This window comes from Actinomyces oricola (assembly GCF_004104015.1).
GTDB classification, from domain to species: domain Bacteria; phylum Actinomycetota; class Actinomycetes; order Actinomycetales; family Actinomycetaceae; genus Actinomyces; species Actinomyces oricola.
In genome coordinates, this window is record NZ_RYFV01000005.1 from 108,765 (window position 1) to 128,142 (window position 19,378).

General features: G+C 70.5%; 20 protein-coding genes. 3 read left to right on the forward strand and 17 right to left on the reverse strand.

The features are described 5' to 3' along the window. Positions 1-13: 13 nt before the first annotated feature. The 5 genes from EUC46_RS03585 to pyrH all read right to left on the reverse strand — a co-directional run bounded on the left by EUC46_RS03585 (position 14) and on the right by pyrH (position 4,233). Positions 14-559 carry a DivIVA domain-containing protein gene (locus EUC46_RS03585; RefSeq protein ID WP_128772820.1) on the reverse strand — a complete coding sequence of 182 codons (546 nt, stop codon included), beginning with the start codon at positions 557-559 and terminating at the stop codon, positions 14-16. Then, the gene (gene rlmN / locus EUC46_RS03590; RefSeq protein WP_206645881.1) at positions 556-1,776 is read right to left on the reverse strand and encodes a dual-specificity RNA methyltransferase RlmN; all 1,221 of its coding nucleotides are present in this window, start codon (positions 1,774-1,776) and stop codon (positions 556-558) included. The genes EUC46_RS03585 and rlmN overlap by 4 nt, the downstream gene beginning before the upstream one ends. 100 nt (positions 1,777-1,876) lie before the next feature. Next, the gene (locus EUC46_RS03595; RefSeq protein ID WP_128772822.1) at positions 1,877-2,815 is read right to left on the reverse strand and encodes a phosphatidate cytidylyltransferase; all 939 of its coding nucleotides are present in this window, start codon (positions 2,813-2,815) and stop codon (positions 1,877-1,879) included. Positions 2,816-2,867: 52 nt separating this feature from the next. Next, positions 2,868-3,425, reverse strand: a complete 558-nt coding sequence (gene frr, locus EUC46_RS03600; protein WP_128772823.1) for a ribosome recycling factor — start codon at positions 3,423-3,425, stop codon at positions 2,868-2,870. Positions 3,426-3,474: 49 nt separating this feature from the next. Then, positions 3,475-4,233, reverse strand: a complete 759-nt coding sequence (gene pyrH / locus EUC46_RS03605) for a UMP kinase (protein ID WP_128772824.1) — start codon at positions 4,231-4,233, stop codon at positions 3,475-3,477. Positions 4,234-4,471: 238 nt separating this feature from the next. Here pyrH and EUC46_RS03610 point away from each other — a divergent pair, with 238 nt between their 5' ends. After that, on the forward strand, positions 4,472-6,214 hold the full coding sequence (locus EUC46_RS03610) for a sodium:solute symporter family protein (RefSeq protein ID WP_128772825.1): 1,743 nt from the start codon (positions 4,472-4,474) through the stop codon (positions 6,212-6,214). A gap of 14 nt (positions 6,215-6,228) precedes the next feature. After that, positions 6,229-6,507, forward strand: coding sequence for a hypothetical protein (locus EUC46_RS03615; RefSeq protein WP_206645883.1), 279 nt, complete (start codon positions 6,229-6,231; stop codon positions 6,505-6,507). Positions 6,508-6,677: 170 nt separating this feature from the next. On the opposite strand, the gene tsf is transcribed toward EUC46_RS03615, so the two are convergent. Both tsf and rpsB read right to left on the reverse strand, forming a co-directional pair. After that, complete coding sequence (gene tsf, locus EUC46_RS03620; RefSeq protein WP_128772826.1) at positions 6,678-7,517, reverse strand: translation elongation factor Ts; 840 nt, start codon at positions 7,515-7,517, stop codon at positions 6,678-6,680. Between the two features lie 50 nt (positions 7,518-7,567). Beyond that, entirely contained in the window at positions 7,568-8,419 is an 852-nt protein-coding gene (gene rpsB, locus EUC46_RS03625) for a 30S ribosomal protein S2 (RefSeq protein WP_128772827.1), read from the reverse strand. A gap of 484 nt (positions 8,420-8,903) precedes the next feature. Between rpsB and EUC46_RS03630 the strand changes: the two genes are divergently transcribed. Continuing rightward, positions 8,904-9,596: a M23 family metallopeptidase gene (locus EUC46_RS03630; RefSeq protein WP_241655365.1), complete on the forward strand. Its 693-nt coding sequence runs from the start codon at positions 8,904-8,906 to the stop codon at positions 9,594-9,596. Positions 9,597-9,652: 56 nt separating this feature from the next. On the opposite strand, the gene EUC46_RS03635 is transcribed toward EUC46_RS03630, so the two are convergent. From EUC46_RS03635 to rimM, 10 genes are all read right to left on the reverse strand, one after another. After that, the gene (locus tag EUC46_RS03635; RefSeq protein ID WP_277750468.1) at positions 9,653-10,597 is read right to left on the reverse strand and encodes a tyrosine recombinase XerC; all 945 of its coding nucleotides are present in this window, start codon (positions 10,595-10,597) and stop codon (positions 9,653-9,655) included. 68 nt (positions 10,598-10,665) lie between these two features. After that, positions 10,666-12,207, reverse strand: a complete 1,542-nt coding sequence (locus EUC46_RS03640; RefSeq protein WP_128772828.1) for a DNA-processing protein DprA — start codon at positions 12,205-12,207, stop codon at positions 10,666-10,668. Further along, positions 12,204-13,793: a YifB family Mg chelatase-like AAA ATPase gene (locus EUC46_RS03645; RefSeq protein ID WP_128772829.1), complete on the reverse strand. Its 1,590-nt coding sequence runs from the start codon at positions 13,791-13,793 to the stop codon at positions 12,204-12,206. Before EUC46_RS03645 ends, EUC46_RS03640 begins: the two co-directional genes overlap by 4 nt. Continuing rightward, positions 13,793-14,296, reverse strand: a complete 504-nt coding sequence (locus EUC46_RS03650) for a YraN family protein (RefSeq protein ID WP_206645879.1) — start codon at positions 14,294-14,296, stop codon at positions 13,793-13,795. Before EUC46_RS03650 ends, EUC46_RS03645 begins: the two co-directional genes overlap by 1 nt. A gap of 126 nt (positions 14,297-14,422) precedes the next feature. Then, on the reverse strand, positions 14,423-14,728 hold the full coding sequence (locus EUC46_RS03655; protein WP_128772830.1) for a DUF2469 domain-containing protein: 306 nt from the start codon (positions 14,726-14,728) through the stop codon (positions 14,423-14,425). A 138-nt stretch (positions 14,729-14,866) separates the two neighbouring features. Further along, positions 14,867-15,589: a ribonuclease HII gene (locus EUC46_RS03660; RefSeq protein WP_128772831.1), complete on the reverse strand. Its 723-nt coding sequence runs from the start codon at positions 15,587-15,589 to the stop codon at positions 14,867-14,869. After that, positions 15,586-16,458, reverse strand: a complete 873-nt coding sequence (lepB, locus tag EUC46_RS03665; RefSeq protein WP_241655366.1) for a signal peptidase I — start codon at positions 16,456-16,458, stop codon at positions 15,586-15,588. The genes EUC46_RS03660 and lepB overlap by 4 nt, the downstream gene beginning before the upstream one ends. A 126-nt stretch (positions 16,459-16,584) precedes the next feature. Then, complete coding sequence (gene rplS, locus EUC46_RS03670) at positions 16,585-16,932, reverse strand: 50S ribosomal protein L19 (protein ID WP_128772832.1); 348 nt, start codon at positions 16,930-16,932, stop codon at positions 16,585-16,587. Positions 16,933-17,270: 338 nt separating this feature from the next. Next, on the reverse strand, positions 17,271-18,749 hold the full coding sequence (trmD, locus tag EUC46_RS03675; protein ID WP_128772833.1) for a tRNA (guanosine(37)-N1)-methyltransferase TrmD: 1,479 nt from the start codon (positions 18,747-18,749) through the stop codon (positions 17,271-17,273). Beyond that, positions 18,749-19,279, reverse strand: coding sequence for a ribosome maturation factor RimM (gene rimM, locus EUC46_RS03680; protein WP_128772834.1), 531 nt, complete (start codon positions 19,277-19,279; stop codon positions 18,749-18,751). The genes trmD and rimM overlap by 1 nt, the downstream gene beginning before the upstream one ends. Between the last annotated feature and the right edge of the window lie 99 nt (positions 19,280-19,378).

A 19,378-nucleotide genomic window follows, 5' to 3' on the forward strand; every position in this document is an offset into this window, starting at 1 on the left:
GTTCACTCCTAGTTCACTCCACGGACAGGAGGACCTCGACCACGCGGGCCAGGTAGCGGTCCACACTCGACTCCTCGTAGGCCTTGGAGCCGCGGGCCGCGGAGAAGGTGACGGTGCGGACTTCGGCGGAGGAGATGGCGGAGTCGGAGTCGAAGTAGGCGGCCACGCGGTCCATGAGTTGATCGACCTCGACCTTGGAGTAGCCGCGCTTGCGCGCCGGGGCGAAGCGCTCGCCGGCGGGCCGCAGCAGGCGCGGGTAGAGGGTGGTGGCGAGTTTGGCGACATGGTCCATCCACGCCTTGCGGCCGTTGGCGGCCACGAACTCCGAACGCCGGCGCTGGAGGAAAGCCGCCTCCAGCCGGTCCAGGGCGGCGTCCACGGCGGCCGGCTTGTAGCCACCGCGCACAATGTCGAAGGCGACGGTGCGCACGCCCTCAGAGTCCATCTCATCAATCTCGCCGGCGTCGTAGATCTCGTGGGCGGCCTCGAAAAAGCCGTCGACCTGCTCTCGGTGGTACCCCGGCCGCATGATCGAGGTCCTGGGGAAGGTCTTGCTCATCGAGTCCTCCTCGCCTTGTCCTGGTTGAGCACCTCAGTGGCCAGCTGGCCGCAGGCGCCGTCGATGTCGCTACCACGAGTGTCCCTCACTGTGGTGGTAATACCCGCACGGCGCAGTGTGTCCACGAAACGATCCTGCACGTGAACCTCTGAACAAGTCCAGATAGAACCGGGGGTGGGGTTGAGTGGGATTGGGTTGACGTGGGCCCAGCCACTGCCCCGGCGGGTCAGCTCCTCGGCGAGGAGCTGAGCGCGCCAGGCATGATCGTTCATATCTTTAATCAGGGCGTACTCGATTGAGACGCGCCGACCGGTGGCCAGGAAATAGTCATGGGCGGCGTCAAGTAGCTCTGCGACCTTCCACCGGGAGTTGACCGGGATGAGTTCGTCGCGCAGCTCGTCGTCAGGGGCGTGGAGGGACACGGCCAGGGTCACCGGCATCCCTTCACCGGCGAGCTTGCGGATCAGTGGGACCAGGCCGACGGTTGAGACGGTGATGGCGCGCGCCGATAGGCCGAATCCCTCGGGGGCCGGGTCAATGAGGCGGTGAAGGGCGGCGACGACGTTCTTGTAGTTGATCATGGGCTCCCCCATCCCCATGAACACGACGTTGGACAGGCGGGCCGGGCCACCGGTCAGCGCGCCGTGCGCCGAAAGTCGGGCCGCGCAGCGGACCTGCTCGACGATCTCGGCGGTGGACAGGTTGCGCGTTAACCCCATCTGGCCGGTGGCGCAGAAAGGGCAGGCCATACCGCAGCCGACCTGGCTGGACACGCACAGGGTGGTGCGGTCCTGGTAGCGCATGAGGACCGACTCCACGCGCACACCGTCGTGGAGCTCCCACAAGTGCTTCATGGTGCGTCCGCCGTCGGCGCGCAGGGTTCGCACCGGGGTGATGAGCTCGGGCAGGAGCTCATGGCACAGTTGCTCGCGCTGCCCGGCCGGCAGATCGGTCATCTCCTGGCCCCGGCGGGTGAGGCGGGTGAAGTAGTGCCGGGAGAGCTGGTCGGCGCGGAAAGCGGGCAGGCCCGCCTCACGCAAGGCCGCCCTGCGCCCCGCCAGGTCGAGATCGGCCAGATGCCGGGGGGCCTTGCCGCGCGCCGGAGGCACTGCGAAGGACAGGCGGGGGCGGGCGTCGGGGCTGGTGGCCCCCTCGGGCGGCTGGTCGGTGGGCAGGACCTGGGCCTGACCGGCGGCGGACCGGGCCGGGGCGCGCATGATGGGGACCGGCTCGCGGCGCCGACGGCGGTGGGGGTCACTGGCGGGGCTCACGGAATGAGCCTCCTCTCAGTTGCGGGCATGGCGGGCGGCACCGGGGTCACCAAGCCACAAGGGTGAAGACGTAGATCAGGGGGGCGGCTACCAGGATGGAGTCGAGCCGGTCCATGAGCCCGCCATGACCGGGCAGGAGCGTGCCCATGTCCTTCAGGCCCAGGTCCCGTTTAAGAAGAGACTCCCCTAAGTCCCCCAGGGTGGAGACGACCACGGCGCAGGCCCCCAGCACCGCCCCGGCCGGCACGGGGCCGCCCAGGGCCCACAGGCACAGCGCACCCGCGCCTATGGTCGCAACCAGGGAGCCGACGAAGCCCTCCCAGGATTTCTTGGGCGACACTGAGGGCGCCATGGGGTGCCTGCCCAGGGTGATGCCGGCCAACCAGCCGCCGGTGTCACTGGCCACCGGCAGGGCGATGAGCATAATGGCCTTGCCGACCCCTTGATCCTGGGCCGTTATGAGCACGGCGAAGCCGGCCAGGAAGGGCAGATAGGTGGCGGCGAACACCGCGGCGGCCGCATCCACCGAGCGGGAGCGGCGCACCTCGTCGTGGGCGTCGGTGCGGGGGACGTCGTGGGCGCTGGCCTCCAGCGGGGTGCCCGTCTCGGCTTCGGCCTGGTCCATAAAGGCCCACAGAACACAGGCCCCCACGGTGGCAATGTAGGCGCCCAGAGCGGCCTCGGCGCCAACCATCCAGGCCGATACCGCTATGCCGAGCGTGCCCAGCCACAGGGGGGGCAGCGGCAGGCGAATGCCCTTGCGGGCGAAGGCACCGGCGAGCTCCCACAGGGCGCCGCATACGGCCACTACCACGACGCCAACGAAGACGGTCTTGTAGAACAGCAGTGAGGCGAGGATGCCGCCAATGAGCAGCACCGCCACCCCGAGCGCGGCCGGCAGGTTGCGCCCAGCCCGGCCGGTGGCCGGCAGTGGGGCGTGGTTGCGCGTCGGGGGCGGTGTCAGCAGCGTGCTGAGAGGCGACATCTGGGGTGCTCGGGTTGGGTGAGGATCGTCGATAAGGTCGATAAAGGGTGTCTCAGACCTCGAGGAGCTCGGATTCCTTGGCGGCCAGGGCGGCGTCGATCTTCTCCACGAAGCGCCTGGTGAGGGCATCGAGTTCGTTCTCGGCGCGCTTGACCTCATCCTCGCCGGCGCCGCCGTCCTTCTTAATGGCCTCCAGCTCCTTCTTGGACTTGCCGCGGATGCCGCGCACCTGGATACGGGATTCCTCAGCGCGGTTGCGGGCGAGTTTGACGTAGTCGCGCCGGCGCTCCTCGGTGAGGGCGGGCAGGGTCACGCGGATAATGGTGCCGTCGTCGGTGGGGTTGACACCCAGGTCGGACTCGCGGATCGCCGTTGTAATGGCCTTCATGGCGCTGCGGTCGAAGGGGCTGACAATAACGGTGCGGGCCTCGGGGATGGTCAGGGAGGCGAGCTGCTGCAGGGGGGTGGGGGCCCCGTAGTAGTCCACGAGGATTTGATTGAACATGGCGGGGTTGGCGCGGCCGGTGCGGATGGCGGCGAGTTCGTGCTTGGCGGCCTCCAGGGCGCGCTCCATCTTGTCCTCGGCCTCGAGCATGACGTCGTCAATCATGAAGGTTCCTTCTGTGCGGTGGGATCTGGGGCTGATGCTGTGGGTGTGCTCAGGCGGATTTGCTGGACACCAGGGTTCCGATCTTCTCCCCCAGGAGCGCCCGGGTAATGTTCCCGCCCTCGCCCATGCCGAAGACGCGCATGGTCAGGCCGTTGTCACGGCACAGGGAGAAGGCCGCGGCGTCGACAACCTGAAGGCCCTCGGCCAGGGCCCGCCCATAGGTCAGGTGGTCCAGCAGTTTCGCGGAGGGGTCTTTACGGGGGTCGGCGGTGTAGACGCCGTCGACGCCGTTCTTGCCCACGAGCAGTTCGTCGCAGTGGGTCTCCAGGGCTCTTTGCGCGGCGACGGTGTCAGTGGAGAAGTAGGGCAGGCCCGCCCCGGCGCCGAAGACGACCACCCGGCCCTTCTCCAGGTGCCGGATGGCGCGCAGGGGCACGTAGCTCTCAGCGACCTGCCCCATAGTGATGGCGGTCTGGACGCGAGCGGGGACGCCGGCCTTCTCAATGAAGTCCTGCAGGGCCAGCGCGTTCATGACTGTGCCCAGCATGCCCATGTAGTCGGCGCGGGCCCGATCCATGCCGCGGGCCGAGAGCTCGGCGCCGCGGAAGAAGTTGCCCCCGCCCACGACGACCGCGACCTGTACGCCGGCCTGGACGGCCTTAGTGATCTGCTGGGCGGCGTCAGAGACGACGTCGGGGTCCAGCCCCACTGAGCCTCCGCCGAAAACCTCCCCGGAGAGTTTGAGCAGGACGCGCCGAGGGTGGGGCCCGTGAGCAACGCGGTCATCTCGCGGAGTGGTCTCGGTCATGGATGGATCCCTCCTGGTTGCGGGTGGGCGCTCAGCCGCCGGCTAGAGCGTACCTGTTCAGGGCTCTGGTCACCGCTTCGAGCACTCGTGGGGTACCCGGGACGCCATGGGCCCCGGCCAGCGCCCCCCACTGGGAGGACGGTTCCATCCACCCATAGAGCCGTGAACAGGGGCTCGTGGGCCTATCCTGGGCCAAGGCGCCCATAGCCGCGCGCCATCCCCTGCCCAGGAGAGCCTTATGCCCACCGCCCCGCTTCTACTCCCAGTCGCCTCCGAGACTCTGCTCGAGGCGCGCTGGTACGACTACTTCCCCATTATCATCTACTTCGGCTTCGTCATCGCCGTGGGATTCATGGCCAAGATGAAGACCTCATCCTCCGACGAATTCCTCACCTCGGGCCGCTCCCTACCGGCCTGGGTGACTGGAATCGCCTTCGTCTCGGCGAACCTCGGTGCTGTGGAGATTATGGGCATGTCGGCCACCGGCGCCCAGTACGGTCTGCCGACTTTCCACTACTTCTGGATTGGCGCCATTCCCGCCATGCTCTTCCTGGGCTTGGTCATGATGCCCTTCTACTACGGCTCCAAGGTCCGCTCCGTGCCGGAGTTCATGCTCAAGCGCTACGGCAGTACGGCGCACCTGATCAATGCAATCTCCTTTGCGCTGGCCCAGTTGCTCATCGCGGGAGTCAACCTCTTCCTGCTCGGCTCGATCGTTAACCGCCTCCTGGGGTGGCCGCTGTGGGTGGCGCTTATCCTGGCCGCGGTCATCGTCTTCTCCTACATTAGCCTGGGAGGGCTTTCCGCAGCCATCTACAACGAGGTGCTCCAGTTCTTCATTATTGTGGTCGCACTGCTGCCGCTAACCCTGCTGGGACTGCACCGAGTGGGCTGGTGGTCGGGTCTAAAAGAAAAGATCACTGATGCTGCGCTGGCGTACGGCACCGGCCACTACGCGGAACCCGCCGCCCAGCTGCACTCCTGGCCCGGCCAGCTCCTGTCCGGATTCGAATCCCCCGTTCTGTCGGTGGTCGGCATTGTCTTCGGCCTGGGCTTCGTGCTCTCCTTCGGCTACTGGACCACGAACTTCGTGGAGGTCCAGCGGGCCATGGCCGCGGACTCGATCTCATCGGCCCGCTCGGCCCCGATCATTGGCACCTTCGCCAAGATGGTGGTTCCCTTCCTGGTCATTATCCCCGGCATGGTGGCGGCCGTCTTCGTTGAGGAGATCATCGAAATTAAACAGGCCTCGTTGGCCGGCGCAGCCGCGGGGACCGAAGGCGTCACCTACAATGACGCCGTCCTGTTGCTCATGCGCGACGTGCTGCCCAATGGCTTGCTCGGCCTGGCCATCACGGGATTGCTGGCCTCCTTCATGGCCGGTATGGCGGCGAATATCTCCGCCTTCAACACGGTGCTCACCGTCGACCTCTACGAGGGCTACATCAACAAGAAGGCCGACGACGCCACCTATCTCAAGATGGGGCATCGGGCGACCGCCTTCGCCACCATTGTGGCGATCTTCACGGCACTCATCGCCTCGCAGTTCCAGAACCTCATGGACTACCTCCAGCAGCTCTTCTCCATGTTCAACGCCCCGTTGTTCGCAACCTTCATCGTGGGTATGTTCTGGAAGCGGGCCACGGCCCAAGCCGGTTGGATCGGTCTTGTTTCCGGCACGTTGACGGCGCTGACCCTCAATATCCTGCACTGGGTGGGCCTGTTGAACCTGCCGGGTCAGGGCCTGGCCTTCGTGGCCGCTGGTGCGGCCTTCACCATGGACATTGTCGTCACCGTCCTGGTGTCGCTGGCCACGGAGCCCAAGCCCGAGCCCGAACTCAAGGGTTTCGTCTACTCCCTGACCCCCAAGGAGCAGCGCACCGATCCTCGGGCCGGCGAGTTGGCGTGGTTCCGCCGTCCGGTGCCGCTGGCCATCTGCTCGGCCATCCTTGTTATTCTTCTGAACTCGATCTTCCACTGAGCGGAGAGTCCACCATGAACATATTCCTCAAGGTCCTCGCGGACATCCGCACGGTGATCGCCGCGGTCCTGGGCATTATCGGCGTCTACCTGCTCGTCTGCTCGGCTTTCCTCAACGGGCCCGACGAAATGGCGAAGACCGGCGATATCAACGCCAACCTGTGGGCGGGCCTGGCCCTGCTCGTCATTGCGGGCTTCATGGCCACCTGGTGGATCATCTCCTCTAAGGCCGAGAGCGCCAAGAGCACCGAGAGCGCTGAGAACAAGGACAAGAGCACCACCGGCGTGGATTGAGATGATCATTATGGCGAGCGTCCGCAACGGGGTGTAAGACCTCCACCATGCAGATGCGAAGGCCGGCTGCCCCGCCACATCCGTGGCGGGGCAGCCGGCCTTCGCTCCCGGCGCGCGCCGCGGCTCCCACCCTATTGAGGACCTGGGGTTGGGCACCGCGCCGGGCGGGCTCAGGCGCCGACGCGGAAGCGGACGAAACCGGTCACCGAGCCGCCGGTGGCGGTCACGATCTCGCCGACCGTATTCTTGGGGTCCCTGGCGAAGGCCTGGTCCAGAAGCACCGCCTCCTTGAAGAAGGCGCCCAGCCGGCCCTCGACGATCTTGGGGATGGCCTTCTCGGGCTTGCCCTCGGCGCGGGTGGTCTCCTCCGCAATGGAGCGCTCCTTGGCCACGACCTCGGCGGGGACGTCCTCGCGGGCGACGTACTGCGGGGAGTAGGCGGCAATATGCATGGCGACATCGTGGGCGACATCCGCGGCGGCCTCATCGGTGCCGAGCAGCACACCGACCTGGGCGGGCAGATCGGGGTTCGTGTGGTGCAGGTAGAGCGCGACCCTCGGGGCGGTCAGGCGGGCGACGCGACGCACCACGATCTTCTCACCAATGACGGCCTGCATGGAGTCGGTGAGGTTCTTGACTGAGAACCCGTCGACCTCAACAGCCGTCAGGGCCTCGACGGACTCGGCGCCCGAGACCAGGGCCGCAGCCAGCACCTGCTCGGCGTAGGCGAGGAACTTCTCGTTCTTGGCCACGAAGTCGGTCTCCGCATTGACCTCAATGAGGACACCGACCTGGCCCTCGGGTCCGTCAACAACCTTGGCCGCAATAAGGCCGGCGGAGGCCGAACGGCCCTCGCGCTTGGCAATGCCCTTGAGGCCCTTGACACGGATAATCTCAATGGCCTTCTCAATGTCGCCGTCGGCCTCGTCGAGAGCCTTCTTGACGTCGAGCATGCCCGCGCCGGTCTTCTCGCGCAGCGCCTTAATGTCAGCGGTGGTGTAGTTCGCCATGGATATCTCCTGGTGAGTTCGGTGAAGGACGGGTTCTGGTGCGAACAGGTTCAGGCCTGCTCGGCGGCCTCAGCGGCAGGGGCCTCGGGGGCGTCGGCAGGGGCCTCGGCGGAGGCCTCCTCGGCGCCGGCCAGGAGCTGAGCCTCCCACTCGGGCAGTGGCTCGGCCTCGGGGGTGACGTCGACCTCCTCGCCGGTGCGACGCAGGCCGGCGGAGCGGTCCAGAAGACCCTCCGCGGCGGCGTCGGCAATAACGCGCGTCAGCAGCGATACGGCCCGGATGGCGTCGTCATTGCCGGGAACGCCGTAGGTGACCTCATCGGGGTCGCAGTTGGTGTCAAGGATCGCAATAACGGGGATATTGAGCTTCCTGGCCTCGGCAATGGCCAGGTGCTCCTTCTTGGTGTCCACCACCCAGATGGCCGAGGGGAGCTTGGCCATGTCACGAATACCGCCCAGGGTGCGCGTGAGCTTGTCCTTCTCCCGGCGCATCATGAGCAGCTCTTTCTTGGTGCGGCCCGAGCCGGCGACGTCGTCGAAGTCGATCTGCTCGAGCTCCTTCATGCGGTCCAGGCGGGCGCGCACGGTGGAGAAGTTGGTGAGCATGCCGCCCAGCCAGCGCTGGTTGACATACGGCATGCCCACACGCTGGGCCTGCTCGGCCACGGCCACCTGGGCCTGTTTCTTGGTGCCGACGAAGAGGATGTTGCCTCCGCGGGCGACAGTCTCCTTGACGAAGTCGTAGGCGGTGTTAATGCCCTCCACCGACTGCTGCAGGTCGATGATGTAGATGCCGTTGCGCTCGGTGAGGATGAAGCGCTTCATCTTGGGATTCCAGCGACGGGTCTGGTGCCCGAAGTGGACACCGCTCTCAAGGAGCTGGCGCATGGAGACGACGGCCATAACGGTCCTTCCGTGCCTGCCGGGAGCCTGCCCGGCACGCGGTCATTCGAGGGGCGCCCGTGGCATGGGGTTACCCCGGTAGTGCTGTGCGGTTCTTCCCCGTCCACCGGACCCTCCCGAAGGCGGGCCCGGCCCCGCTCACGGCGCGCCGCAGGCGGACCGGGGCCTGGTGCCCGAGACGCACGGTCACCCGCCCCCACCTGGTGGCGGAGGGCGGGACCACGACCGTGACGACCGAAAGGACGTTCCGAAAGACTCGGAGGCGGGCACGCGTAGTCAGCCGCTACGGGCCCTGTCGGTGGGAGCCGGCACGGCCCGCGGCGAACTGCGTCCGTGAGGCTACCACAGCGGGGGGATCTTTCCGCACCGGGGCTGGGAATACCGGCGTTGCCCCAGTCACCACAGGAGAACCGCTGTGGCGGGTTTTCCACAGCGCTGGTGGCCGGTGAATGCACCCGGGCGCCGACCATCCGATTCTGGGTCGGTGGTTACCTTCTATCCCTTCGCCTCCCCGCCCCTGCTCCGCGACCGGGGCGGGCGCCTGGCAGCAGTCGGGCCGGGCGCCCCGCGATCCGGCCCGCGCCCCGCGCGGTGGACGACGGCGGTTCTTCGCCTGCTCCTCGTGGCCCTGCTCATGAACGGCTCCCCCTGGGCCGGGGCCGCATCCGGCCCGCCAGTGCCCGGCCTCGCCCGGACCGGCGGGGTCGTAGCGGGTGCGGTGGCGCTCACCGAGGCGCCGGCTCCACCGTCCCCGGCCCCACGCGGCTCCTACACCTGGCCCACCGGCGGGCCGGCCCCGGTGTTGGAGGGCTTCGACCCGCCGGCCGTCGTCTGGGGGCGCGGGCACCGGGGCGTGGATCTCGCACTGGAGGCCGGCTCGCCGGTGCTGGCCGCCGCGGCCGGAACAGTCGCCTTCGCCGGGATGGTGGCCGGCCGCCCAGTGGTGTCCATAGACCATCCTGACGGCATCCGCACCACCTATGAGCCGGTCGAGCCGGTGGTCACCGCCGGGGAGCGGGTCCACCGCGGGCAAATCATCGGGACGCTGCTGGCCGGGCACCGCGCCGACGGCGTAGACGCCCTCCATTGGGGTGCGCGCACAGGGCCGAAGAGCTATGTCAACCCCCTGCGGCTGCTGAGTCCCGCCGTCATTAGGCTCAAGCCCCTGGAGTCGTAAGTGGGCGCTCAGCGGCCCTGTCCTCATGCCCCTGTCCCGCCCCGGAGTCCGGCGACTCAGGCCCGGGGAAAGGCCTGGGCGTAAACGGCGCGCAGGCGCTCGGGCGACACGTGGGTGTAGCGCTGGGTGGTGGCCAGGGAGGAGTGCCCCAGGAGCTCCTGAACGCTGCGCAGGTCCGCTCCCCCACTGAGCACGTGGGTGGCGGCGCTGTGGCGCAGCCCGTGCGGTCCCAGGTCGGGGACCCCGGCGGCTGCGGCCGCCCGGTGAACGACCTCGCGTATGACCCGGGGGTCGATGCGCCGCCCTCTGGCGCCCAGGAACAGGGCGGCGCCCGCGTCCGGGGCGGCGACCCGGCTGCGCACCCGGAGCCAAGCGGATAGGGCGTGCTGGGCCGGAAGGCCGTAGGGGACGGTGCGCTCCTTGTCCCCTTTGCCCAGGACGCGCAGGGTTCGCCGGGAGGCGTCCAGATCCCCCACGTCCATGCCGGCGAGTTCACTGACGCGCACACCGGTGGCGTAGAGGGTTTCCAGCAGGGCCAGATCACGCACCTGAAGGGGGCCGCCCGCAGCAGCCGCTTGGGCGGCGATCGTGAGCAGGGTGCGGGCCTGGTCAAGGGTCAGGACGGTGGGGAGGCGGTTGTCGGGGCGGGGGGAACGCAGGCGGGCGGCGATATCGGCCGGCAGCAGGCCATTGCGGTGGGCCCAGGTGGAGAAGGTGCGGGCGGCGGCGCCGCGCCGGGCCAGGGTGGCGCGAGTGCGGCCGGCGGCGGACATGTGGGCGAGCCAGGCGCGCAGGTCCACGAGGTCGAGGGTGCCCAACGCCGGGCCGACGATCTCAGTCTCCTCCTCCCCCACGCCCAGGAAGCTGAGCAGGTCGCCAATGTCCCCCAGGTAGGCGCGCACGGTGTGCTCGGACATGCCGCGCTGAAGGCGCAGGTGGGCCGCGTAGCTGTCCAGCAACTGACCACGGGTGCGCACCGCGTGGTCCCTGGGGGTTGTCACCCCTTCAGGATAGGGCCCTGACGCCGCGGTGCCTCCCGACGCGCAGACCCATGAGCGCCGGGCTGCTCTCAGGTGCGACGCCGTCGCCACCTGGATCCGTCGCGCTCGACCCTGCCGGCCAGCTCGAGCAGCCCCAGGGCGGCGATAACCTCCCTTTCAGCCAGCCCGCTGGCCGGGATCAAGGAGTCCATGCTGGCTGACCCCCGGGCCGGCAGGGCGTCCAGGACGACGGCGCTGTCCGGCTCCAGGCCGTCGAGCAGGCCCTCGCCCTGATTGGCGGGGTCGGCGGCCTTCCTGCCGTCGGGGTCGGTAGCGCCCACGGGCAGGGCCAGCTCAAGCACCTCCTCGGCGTCGGTGACGCACACGGCACCCGCACGCAGGAGCCGGTGGCAGCCCACGGACTCCATGGAGGTGACGGGGCCGGGCACAGCCCCCAGGGGGCGCCCCAAGTCCTGGGCCTGGCGGGCGGTAGCCAGGGCCCCGGAGCGCCAGGCGGCCTCGACCACGACTGTGGCCTGGCACAGTGCGGCGATGAGCCGGTTGCGGGTGAGGAACCGGTGCCTGCCCGGCTGGCAGCCGGGCGGCACCTCGGCCAGCAGCGCCCCGTGGGCGATAATCGCTTCCTGGAGTTCGGCGTTGGCCGACGGGTAGAGACGGTCTACGCCCCCTGCGGCCACGCACAGGGTGCGCCCGCCCATGAGGGCCCCGCGGTGGGCGGCGGCGTCGATCCCCAGGGCTCCCCCGGAGACGACAACACAGCCCTGAGCGGCCAGATCCTTTCCCAGCTGGGAGGCGGTGCGCTCACCGTAGCGGGTGGCGGCGCGGGCGCCCACCAGGGCGACGGCGATCCCCGCCCCCGGCCCGGGCGGCACGCGGTCCTCACGGGTGGGCAGGGGCACGAGGGCCGGCCGCTCCGCTGCGGCTGGCGCGGCCGCCGCTGTGGCGCTGCTATCCCCCGGGGCCACTGAAGGCATCACGGGCATGGAGTCAGTCGGTTCGTCTTCCGCCCCGAGGGCGGGACCGCTCGGCGCCGTGCCGCGGCACCCCGGTTCTTCCTCAGCTTGTGGGGTTCGGGCTTGCACCTTCGGCGCACCTGGCTGCGCGGTCGTCCCCACGCCAATAGCGGGCTGCGCCGCTGCGGCCGGCGGGTTCGCGTCGTGGTCTCTGCTGGCCCGCTGCGCGGCACTGACGAGAAGGGCGGGGTCGCCGCGCAGCCATAGGCACGGCGGTGGTTGGGCGAGGTCATCCAGACCCGGGGGCCACCAGGGGTCGGCGGGGGTAATAAGGCTCCCACCGAGCCGTTCCAAGATGTCGAGTTCACGGCGGATATCGAGGTCGGGCAGGCGCGGCGCCCAGCGGCCGGCTGCACGGGCCCACTGGGCGCGGGCGCCGGCTGCGTCTTGGACCGGTGGCAGGGGTGGGCGCGGCGCCTGCCGGGGCCTGCCGTCCTCATCGAGAGCCTCGCCCAGGAGCCAGTCGATAGCGTCAGCGGGGCCCAGCGCCACCACCAGGGCGGCGGCAGCCTTGTCGCCCGGCTCGGCCAGACGCGACCAGGTGGCGCGGGCCAGGGCGTCGTCGGTGGTGTCGTAGGGCAGGAGGGGCGGTCTCATCGGCGTAGACCTGTGGCGCGCAGGGCCAGGGCCGCCCCGAGGTCGGTCAGGGTCGGGGCGTCGCGCTCGCCCAGGTCCGCCAGGGTCCAGGCCAGGCGCAGGACCCGATCCACACCCCGCAAGGAGAGTTCGCCGCGCTCCAGGCTGCCCATGAGCCGGGCGACCAGCTCGGGGCGGGTACCCGATTCGGGGCTGCGCAGGTAGGAGCCGGGGACCTGGGAGCCCAGTCGCCAGGGGGTGGGGGCCAGGCGCGCAGCGGCACGGCGCCGGGCTCGCTTCACGCGGGCGCCGACGACGGCACTGGGCTCGGCGGGCGTGGGGCGGACCAGGTCGCCGGCGTCCACGGCTCCGACCTCGACCTGAATGTCAATACGGTCCAGGAGGGGCCCCGATAGGCGCGTGAGGTACCGGCGGCGCTGCAGGGAGGTGCAGGTGCAGTCCAGGCCCCGTCCGCTTCCCTTGCCGCACGGGCAGGGGTTGGCGGCCAGAACGAGCTGGAAGGCGGCAGGGTAGGTGGCGCGGCCCCCGACTCGATCAATGGTGATTTCCCCGGATTCCAGGGGTTGACGCAGGCAGTCCAGGAGACTGCTGGGGAATTCCGGGGCCTCGTCGAGGAAGAGCACGCCTCGATGAGCCAGGGACACTTCCCCGGGGCGGGGGGAGCCTGAGCCCCCGCCAATAATGGCGGCGCGGGTGGCGGTGTGGTGGGGTGCGCGCAGAGGCGGGTCGGTGACCAGGCCGGCCTCGGGGTTGAAGGCGCCGGCCAGGGAGTGAAGAGAGGTCACCGCCACGGCGTCTTCTCCCTCCAGGGGCGGCAGGATCGAGGGCAGTCGCTCGGCGAGCATGGTCTTGCCGGCTCCCGGCGGCCCGACCATGAGCAGGTGGTGGCCGCCGGCGGCGGCCACCTCCAGGGCGTGGCGCGCCTCGGCCTGGCCGACAACCTCAGCGAGATCGGGGGCGGTGGCGCCGCGCCGCCCACCTGGCCCGGCGGCGCCTGGGCGGGCCCGCCCTGGAGCCGCTTGGGTTTGGGCGCGCCGAACCAGTTCCAGGGCCGGCCCGGACAGTTGCCCGCCGTAGCGCAACACCAGTTCACCCACGTGCGCCGCAGCGGTAATAGTCGCACCGGGCACCAGCGCGGCCTCGGCTGCACCGCCTGCCGCGACCACGATCTCCGTGAACCCGGCCGCTACGGCCGCATGGACGGCGGGCAGGACGCCGCGCACGGGGTGGAGCGAGCCGTCGAGCCCGAGCTCACCGATATGGACCGTGCGCTCCAGGTGCGCCACGGCGCCGCGCGGCAGCTTGCCGCGGGCGCCGAGTACCGCCAGGGCCAGGGCGAGGTCGAGGCCCGTGCCGGTTTTCGGCAGATCAGCCGGGGAGAGGTTGACCGTTAAACGCTGCTCCCCCCAGGTGACTCCGCAGGTGGTCAGGGCCGCGCGAACACGGTCGCGGGACTCGCGCACGGCGGCGTCGGGCAGGCCCACCAGCGTGAAGGCCGGTAGACCGGACGCGCAGTGGGCCTCGACGTCCACGAGGTGGCCCTGCAAACCGGTGAGGGTTACGGCCAGGGTGCGGGCCAGTCCCATTAGACCCCCACCCCCTGGTGGTGGCACAGCAGGGCGGGGCGGTGGCGGCGCAGCACAATCGAGATGACGTCAATGCGCAGGGCGTCGTGGTCTGCGCCGTGGGCGGCGGCCCAGGCGGCGGCCAGGCGCCGCAGGCGGGCAAGTTTGCGGGAGTCGACGGCGGCCGCGGGCGGCCCCAGGCGGAGTCCGGTGCGGGTTTTGACCTCCACGGCCACCAGGCGCGCCCCGGCGCCCGGGAGGGCGGGGACGCCGGGACCAATCGGAGAACCGTCCCCGGGCAGTGGGCGCGCCGGCTCTGCGGCGACGGCTCGCGGGGGCTGTAGGGCGACAATGTCGAGTTCTCCGCGCCGCGGCGGGCTGGGGCGCCAGTTGCGATCCAGGACGGTCCACCCGAGGTCGCTCAGGTAGCGGGCGGCAAGCTCCTCACCGCGTTGACCGGTCTGCTGGGGGGAGCCGGCCGAGCCCACCGCCCTAGGGCGGGGCTGTGGTGTGGTCGGGGCCACGGGGATCACCTCCGTGGCCAGGGTGCGCGCGGCGGCGCCCAGCGCGCCAGCGGACTAGCCGAGCCCTGTGGACAATCCCGGCAGAGATGGGCCTGTGGTTCCCAGGGCTGCCCGCCATTATGCGGATTAGGCGGGGATATCCATCTCGGGCTTGCTCAGCTCCTCGACATTGACGTCCTTGAAGGTGACCACGTGGACTGACTTGACAAAGCGTGAGGCCCGGTAGATGTCCCACACCCAGGCGTCCTCGAGGGTGAGTTCGAAGAAGACCTCCCCGCCATTGGTGCGCACCTGCACATCCACTGCGTTGGCCAGGTAGAAGCGCCGCTCGGTCTCGACGACGTAGGAGAAGAGGGTCACGACGTCCCGGTATTCCCGGTACAGGTCGAGCTCCAGGTTGTTCTCGTATGCCTCAAGGTCTTCAGCATTCACGGGCTCATCATGCCCGCGGCCGGCGCCTGCGCCGAGCAGGCACCAGGGGCGCGTCGGCGCACTGGGACGCTCCCGGGTCCGGGCTTCTCAGACCCGATCATGTCGCGCCGGGCCGCTTCAAGACTTGGTCGACCGGGCTCAGCCCCGGGGGCGCCGGTGGCGCCCCAGCCCGGGCAGGCGCCAGGAGAGGCGGTGCTGCTCACAGGCCCCCAAGGCCCTCAACGCCTGGACGTGGGCGGGGGCGGCGTAGCCCTTATTGGCCGCCCAGTCGTAGCCGGGGTCCGGCAATGCCGCCATGAGGGCGTCGCGCTCCACCTTGGCCAGGACTGAGGCGGCCGCCACCACGGCGCAGCGGGCGTCGGCCTTGACCTCCGTGCGCACCGGCGGGGTGGAGGCGGCGTCCGGCCGGCCGGTGCTCGCTGCCTGGGCGCGCTCGTCCGAGGCGGCGGTTGGATCCGGCTCGGGGGCGCTGAGCCAGTCGGAGGCGCCATCGAGGATGACAATGTCGGGGGCCCTCCCGCGCGAGGCCACCTCCGCCAGGGCCCGCCGGCCGGCCAGGCGCAGTGCCCCAACAATGCCCAGGGCGTCGATCTCGGTTGGGGAGGCGTGGGCCACGGCGTGGTCGGCCAGCCAACCGCGGCAGGGGCCGACCAGTGCCCGACGCCGCGATGGGCTCAACTGCTTGGAGTCGGCCAGGCCCGGCGGGAAGGAGTCAGCCGTGGAGCGCGAGACCACGGCCAGGCCCACGCTCACGGGGCCGGCCAGGGCGCCGCGGCCCACCTCGTCCAGGCCGCCAACCAATTCGTGGTCGGCGAGCAGGGCCAGCTCCAGGTCCCGGTCCGGGCGCGCCGCCGGGCTCACGAGGTGGCGGGGGCGGGGACGTCGGTGAAGACCTGCTCCCCGCTGCCCAGCCCGGTCCACCGGCTCACCGGCCAGATAATGCTCTTGGCGACGCCGACGACGTTGTCCAGGGGCACGAAGCCGCCGTTGGGGTCGTTTTGATGGAGGCGGGAGTCAGCGGAGTTGGGGCGGTTGTCCCCCATGACCCACACGTGCCCGGCGGGGACGGTGACGTCGAAGGCGATCTCGGAGGCCAGCACGCCGTCCTTGATGTAGGTCTCCTCCAGGGTGACGCCATTGACCTGGACGGTGCCCTGGCCATCGCTGGTGACCCGGTCCCCGGGCATGCCAATGACGCGCTTAATGAGGTAGTGGCCGGACTCGCTGGGCAAGAGCCGCAGGGTGATCAGCACATCTTGGAGCAGGCCATGCAGGCCGGTGGGGTCCTTGACATCGAGCCAGTGGGCGGGGTCCCGGAAGACGACAACGTCCCCTCTTTCAATGTCCTTGGCGTCGAACATGGTGACAGCCACCCGATCACCCTTCATGAGGGTGTTCTCCATGGAGCCGGAGGGGATGATGAAGGTCTGGAGAACGAAGGTCTTGAACAGGGCCGAAATGACAATGACAGAGGCGATCACCAGCAGTCTTGAGGCGAGGCGCCGGCGCCTCGACACCACCGGCCCGGCCGACTCCTCAGTGGGGGCCGTCGGTTTCTTGCTCGGGGGGATGGAGGGCGGCAACTCAAGCGGCTCGTCCGCCGCCGGTTCAGGGCTGGCCGCGGAGGCAGGGCTGCCCGCGGAGGTGGAGTCCTCGTGCACAGCGTCGTCGGGTGTTTCGGGTGCTGGGGCCCCGGTGGGGGTGTCCACCGATTCCTGCTGCGATGTCACTGTTGACCTCTCCTGGGTAATGGTCGGCACGATCGGCGGATTGCGTGGGGCCTGCCCGGCGCGGGCGCGAGGAGCATGGGTGGCGCCCGGGGACGGGGGTCCCGGGCGCCACCGAGGAGCGGGACCTCAGTCCTCGCGGCGCTCCTTGATCTTGGCCGCCTTGCCGCGCAGGTTGCGCAGGTAGTAAAGCTTGGCGCGACGCACGTCGCCTCGAGTGACGACCTCGATCTTCTCGACCGAGGGGGTATGGACTGGGAAGGTGCGCTCGACACCGACACCGAAGGAGATCTTGCGGACCGTGTAGGTCTCAGAGACGCCCGCGCCCTGCCGGGCAAGGACGACGCCCTGGAAAACCTGGACACGTGAGCGATTGCCCTCAACGACCTTGACGTGCACCTTGAGGGTGTCGCCGGGGCGGAAGGAGGGGATGTCCTCGCGCAGCGAGGCGGCATTGATCTGGTCGATCAGGTTCATTGTTCTCTCCACGCGCGTGCCACTGGTCACGAGCGCTTGGTCGGTGGCGCCTCGCCGCCTGCGGGCGGGGCGGCGCCTGTGTCCATGCCCGCGGGTCCTGCTTCGTGAGACCTCCCCAGTGGCGGAGGCGCTCTGCGGCCCGGGGGCCAGGCCAGTGTGCCACAGGCGCTCAGCGGGCGGCGAGCACGTCCACAGGGACGTGCGCGACCTCACGGGAGGGTCTGGGGCCGCGGGGTGGCGGTCTGGAGCGGCCGGCCGCGGACCCGCCCGGTGCGCAGGCGCCGTCCTGGCGGGGCTCTCATCCCTGCTCTGCGCCGGCCCCGCACCGTCCGCCGGCCTCAGCACTCCTGAGGGTCGAGGGCCATGACCACGTCCCGGCAGGTCTGTCCGCCGACGTCGTAGGTGCGTGTGCCGACCTGGCGGAATCCTGCGCGCTTATAGGCTTTCTGGGCTCGTTTGTTGCCGGCGTGAGTGCCCAGCCACAGTGTGGTGACCCCCGCGTCGGCGGCCTGCTCTATGGCGCCGGTGAGCAGGGCGGCGGCGGCGCCCGAGCCGCGCAGGCGCATGTCAACGTAGACCTTGGACAGCTCGGCGGCCAGCGCCCCCTGTCCGCCCGCCTCCACCCCTGTGGGCCGGGGGTCCAGGCCGATTGGCGGAGCGCCGTCGTCGTCGGGGCGCTCCAGCAGCAACACGCTGTAGCCGACGACCGCACCGGCTTCAATGCCGGGGGCGCCCTCGGGAAGGTCGGCTACGGTCAGGGTGACGCGAGGGTCGTGGAGCCAGGTGGCGAAGCGGTCCAGAGTGAGGTTGGCGGCCACGTGCTCGGCAATGGCCGTGGGGCTCAGGAAGGCGGGGCAGGCGTCGGGGAAGGTGCGTGCGGCTAGCTCGACAATGGCGGGCAGGTCTGCGTCGACGGCCCGACGCAGCCGCAGGGGCAGGGGGCCGGCGGCGCCCTCGGGCAGGGCCCAGCCGGAGCGGGCCAGGGCGGCGCGGTCGGCGCCGTCCAGGGTGCTGGGGTCCAGGGCGCGCACCATGTCGGGGCGGCGTGCGGCGGTGCGGGCAATGGCCTGGTCGCGGCGGTGGCGGGCGATGCGGGCGTGGTTGCCGGTCAGGAGGACGGGCTCGCCGGCGGCCAGGTCGTGGCCGCGCCAGGCGACGGGGCGCGTGTAGACGGGGTACTCGAGCAGTCCGGCCTCGGAGTGCGACTCCTCGACGACGGAGGCGGGATTGCCCAGGACCCCGGGCAGGAGGCGGGCGACGGCCTCAATGATGACGAGGGCGGCGGCCTCTCCCCCGTTGAGGATGTAGTCGCCGATGGACAGCTCGCGCACCTGCCGGCCGGCGCTGCGGTAGTGCTCGGCGACGCGGGCGTCAATGCCCTCGTAGCGCCCGCAGGCGATAATGAGGTGGTCGGCCCCGGCGAGGTCCTGGGCGACGCGTTGGGTGAAGAGGTCGCCCGACGGCGTGGGGATGACCAGGACGGTGCGGTCGTCGTCCCGCGGCGCGGGGGCGGGGCCCGCCGCTGCGGCGCCTGGTGCGCCCGCGCCGTCATCTCCGGGCGGGGTGGGCGCGGCGGCCGGGGCCGCCGCGCGGGCGAGGACGGAGTCGAGGGCCTCACCCCACACGTCGGGCCTCATCACCATGCCGGCCCCGCCGCCCAGCGGCGTGTCGTCAACGGTGCGGTGGCGGTCGTGGGCCCAGTCGCGCAGGTCGTGGACGGCGAGGTCGAGGGTGCCGGACCTGGCGGCCTGGCCGATGAGGGACAGGTCGAGCACGCGCAGGTAGTCGGGGAAGATCGTCAGGACGTCGAGGCGCATTAGCGGACCTCCTCGGCCGCGCCGAGGCCCGGGAAGAGGCCGCCGGGCGGGTCGATCGTCACGGTGCCGGCCTCCTCGTCAATGGCGGGGACGATCTCCTCGACGAAGGGGACGGCGACGTCGTCGCCGCCCGGGGTGCGCACGACGAGGCGGTCCTGGGCGACGCCCTCCTCCAGGCCGGTGACCTCGCCCAGGAGGCGGCCGTCGGCGTGCAGGGCCCTCATGCCGATGAGCTCGTGGGCGTACCAGGAGTCGTCCTCGGTCTCCTCCTCGGCGTCGGTGTCGACCAGGAGGCGGGTGCCGCGCAGGGCCTCGGCGGCGGTGCGGCCCGGGGCCTCGGCGAAGGCGGCGTACCAGCGCTTCCCGTCGAAGCGCAGGCGCGCCACGGTCAGCGGGCCGTGCCCGGCGGGGTCCGTGGGCAGGGCGGTACCGGGTGCGAGGCGGCCCTCGGGGTCGTCGGTGCGCATGTCGAGGCGCACCTCCCCCTTGAGGGCGTGGGCGGGTCCGATGACGGCGACGGTGAGCATCACGGGGGTCAACCTACCGTGCGACGCGTTCGGCGGGGCGGCAGCGGGCGGCGGCCCGCTCGCCCCCTGCTCCGGCCCGGCGGGCGCGGGGAGGCGGGTCCG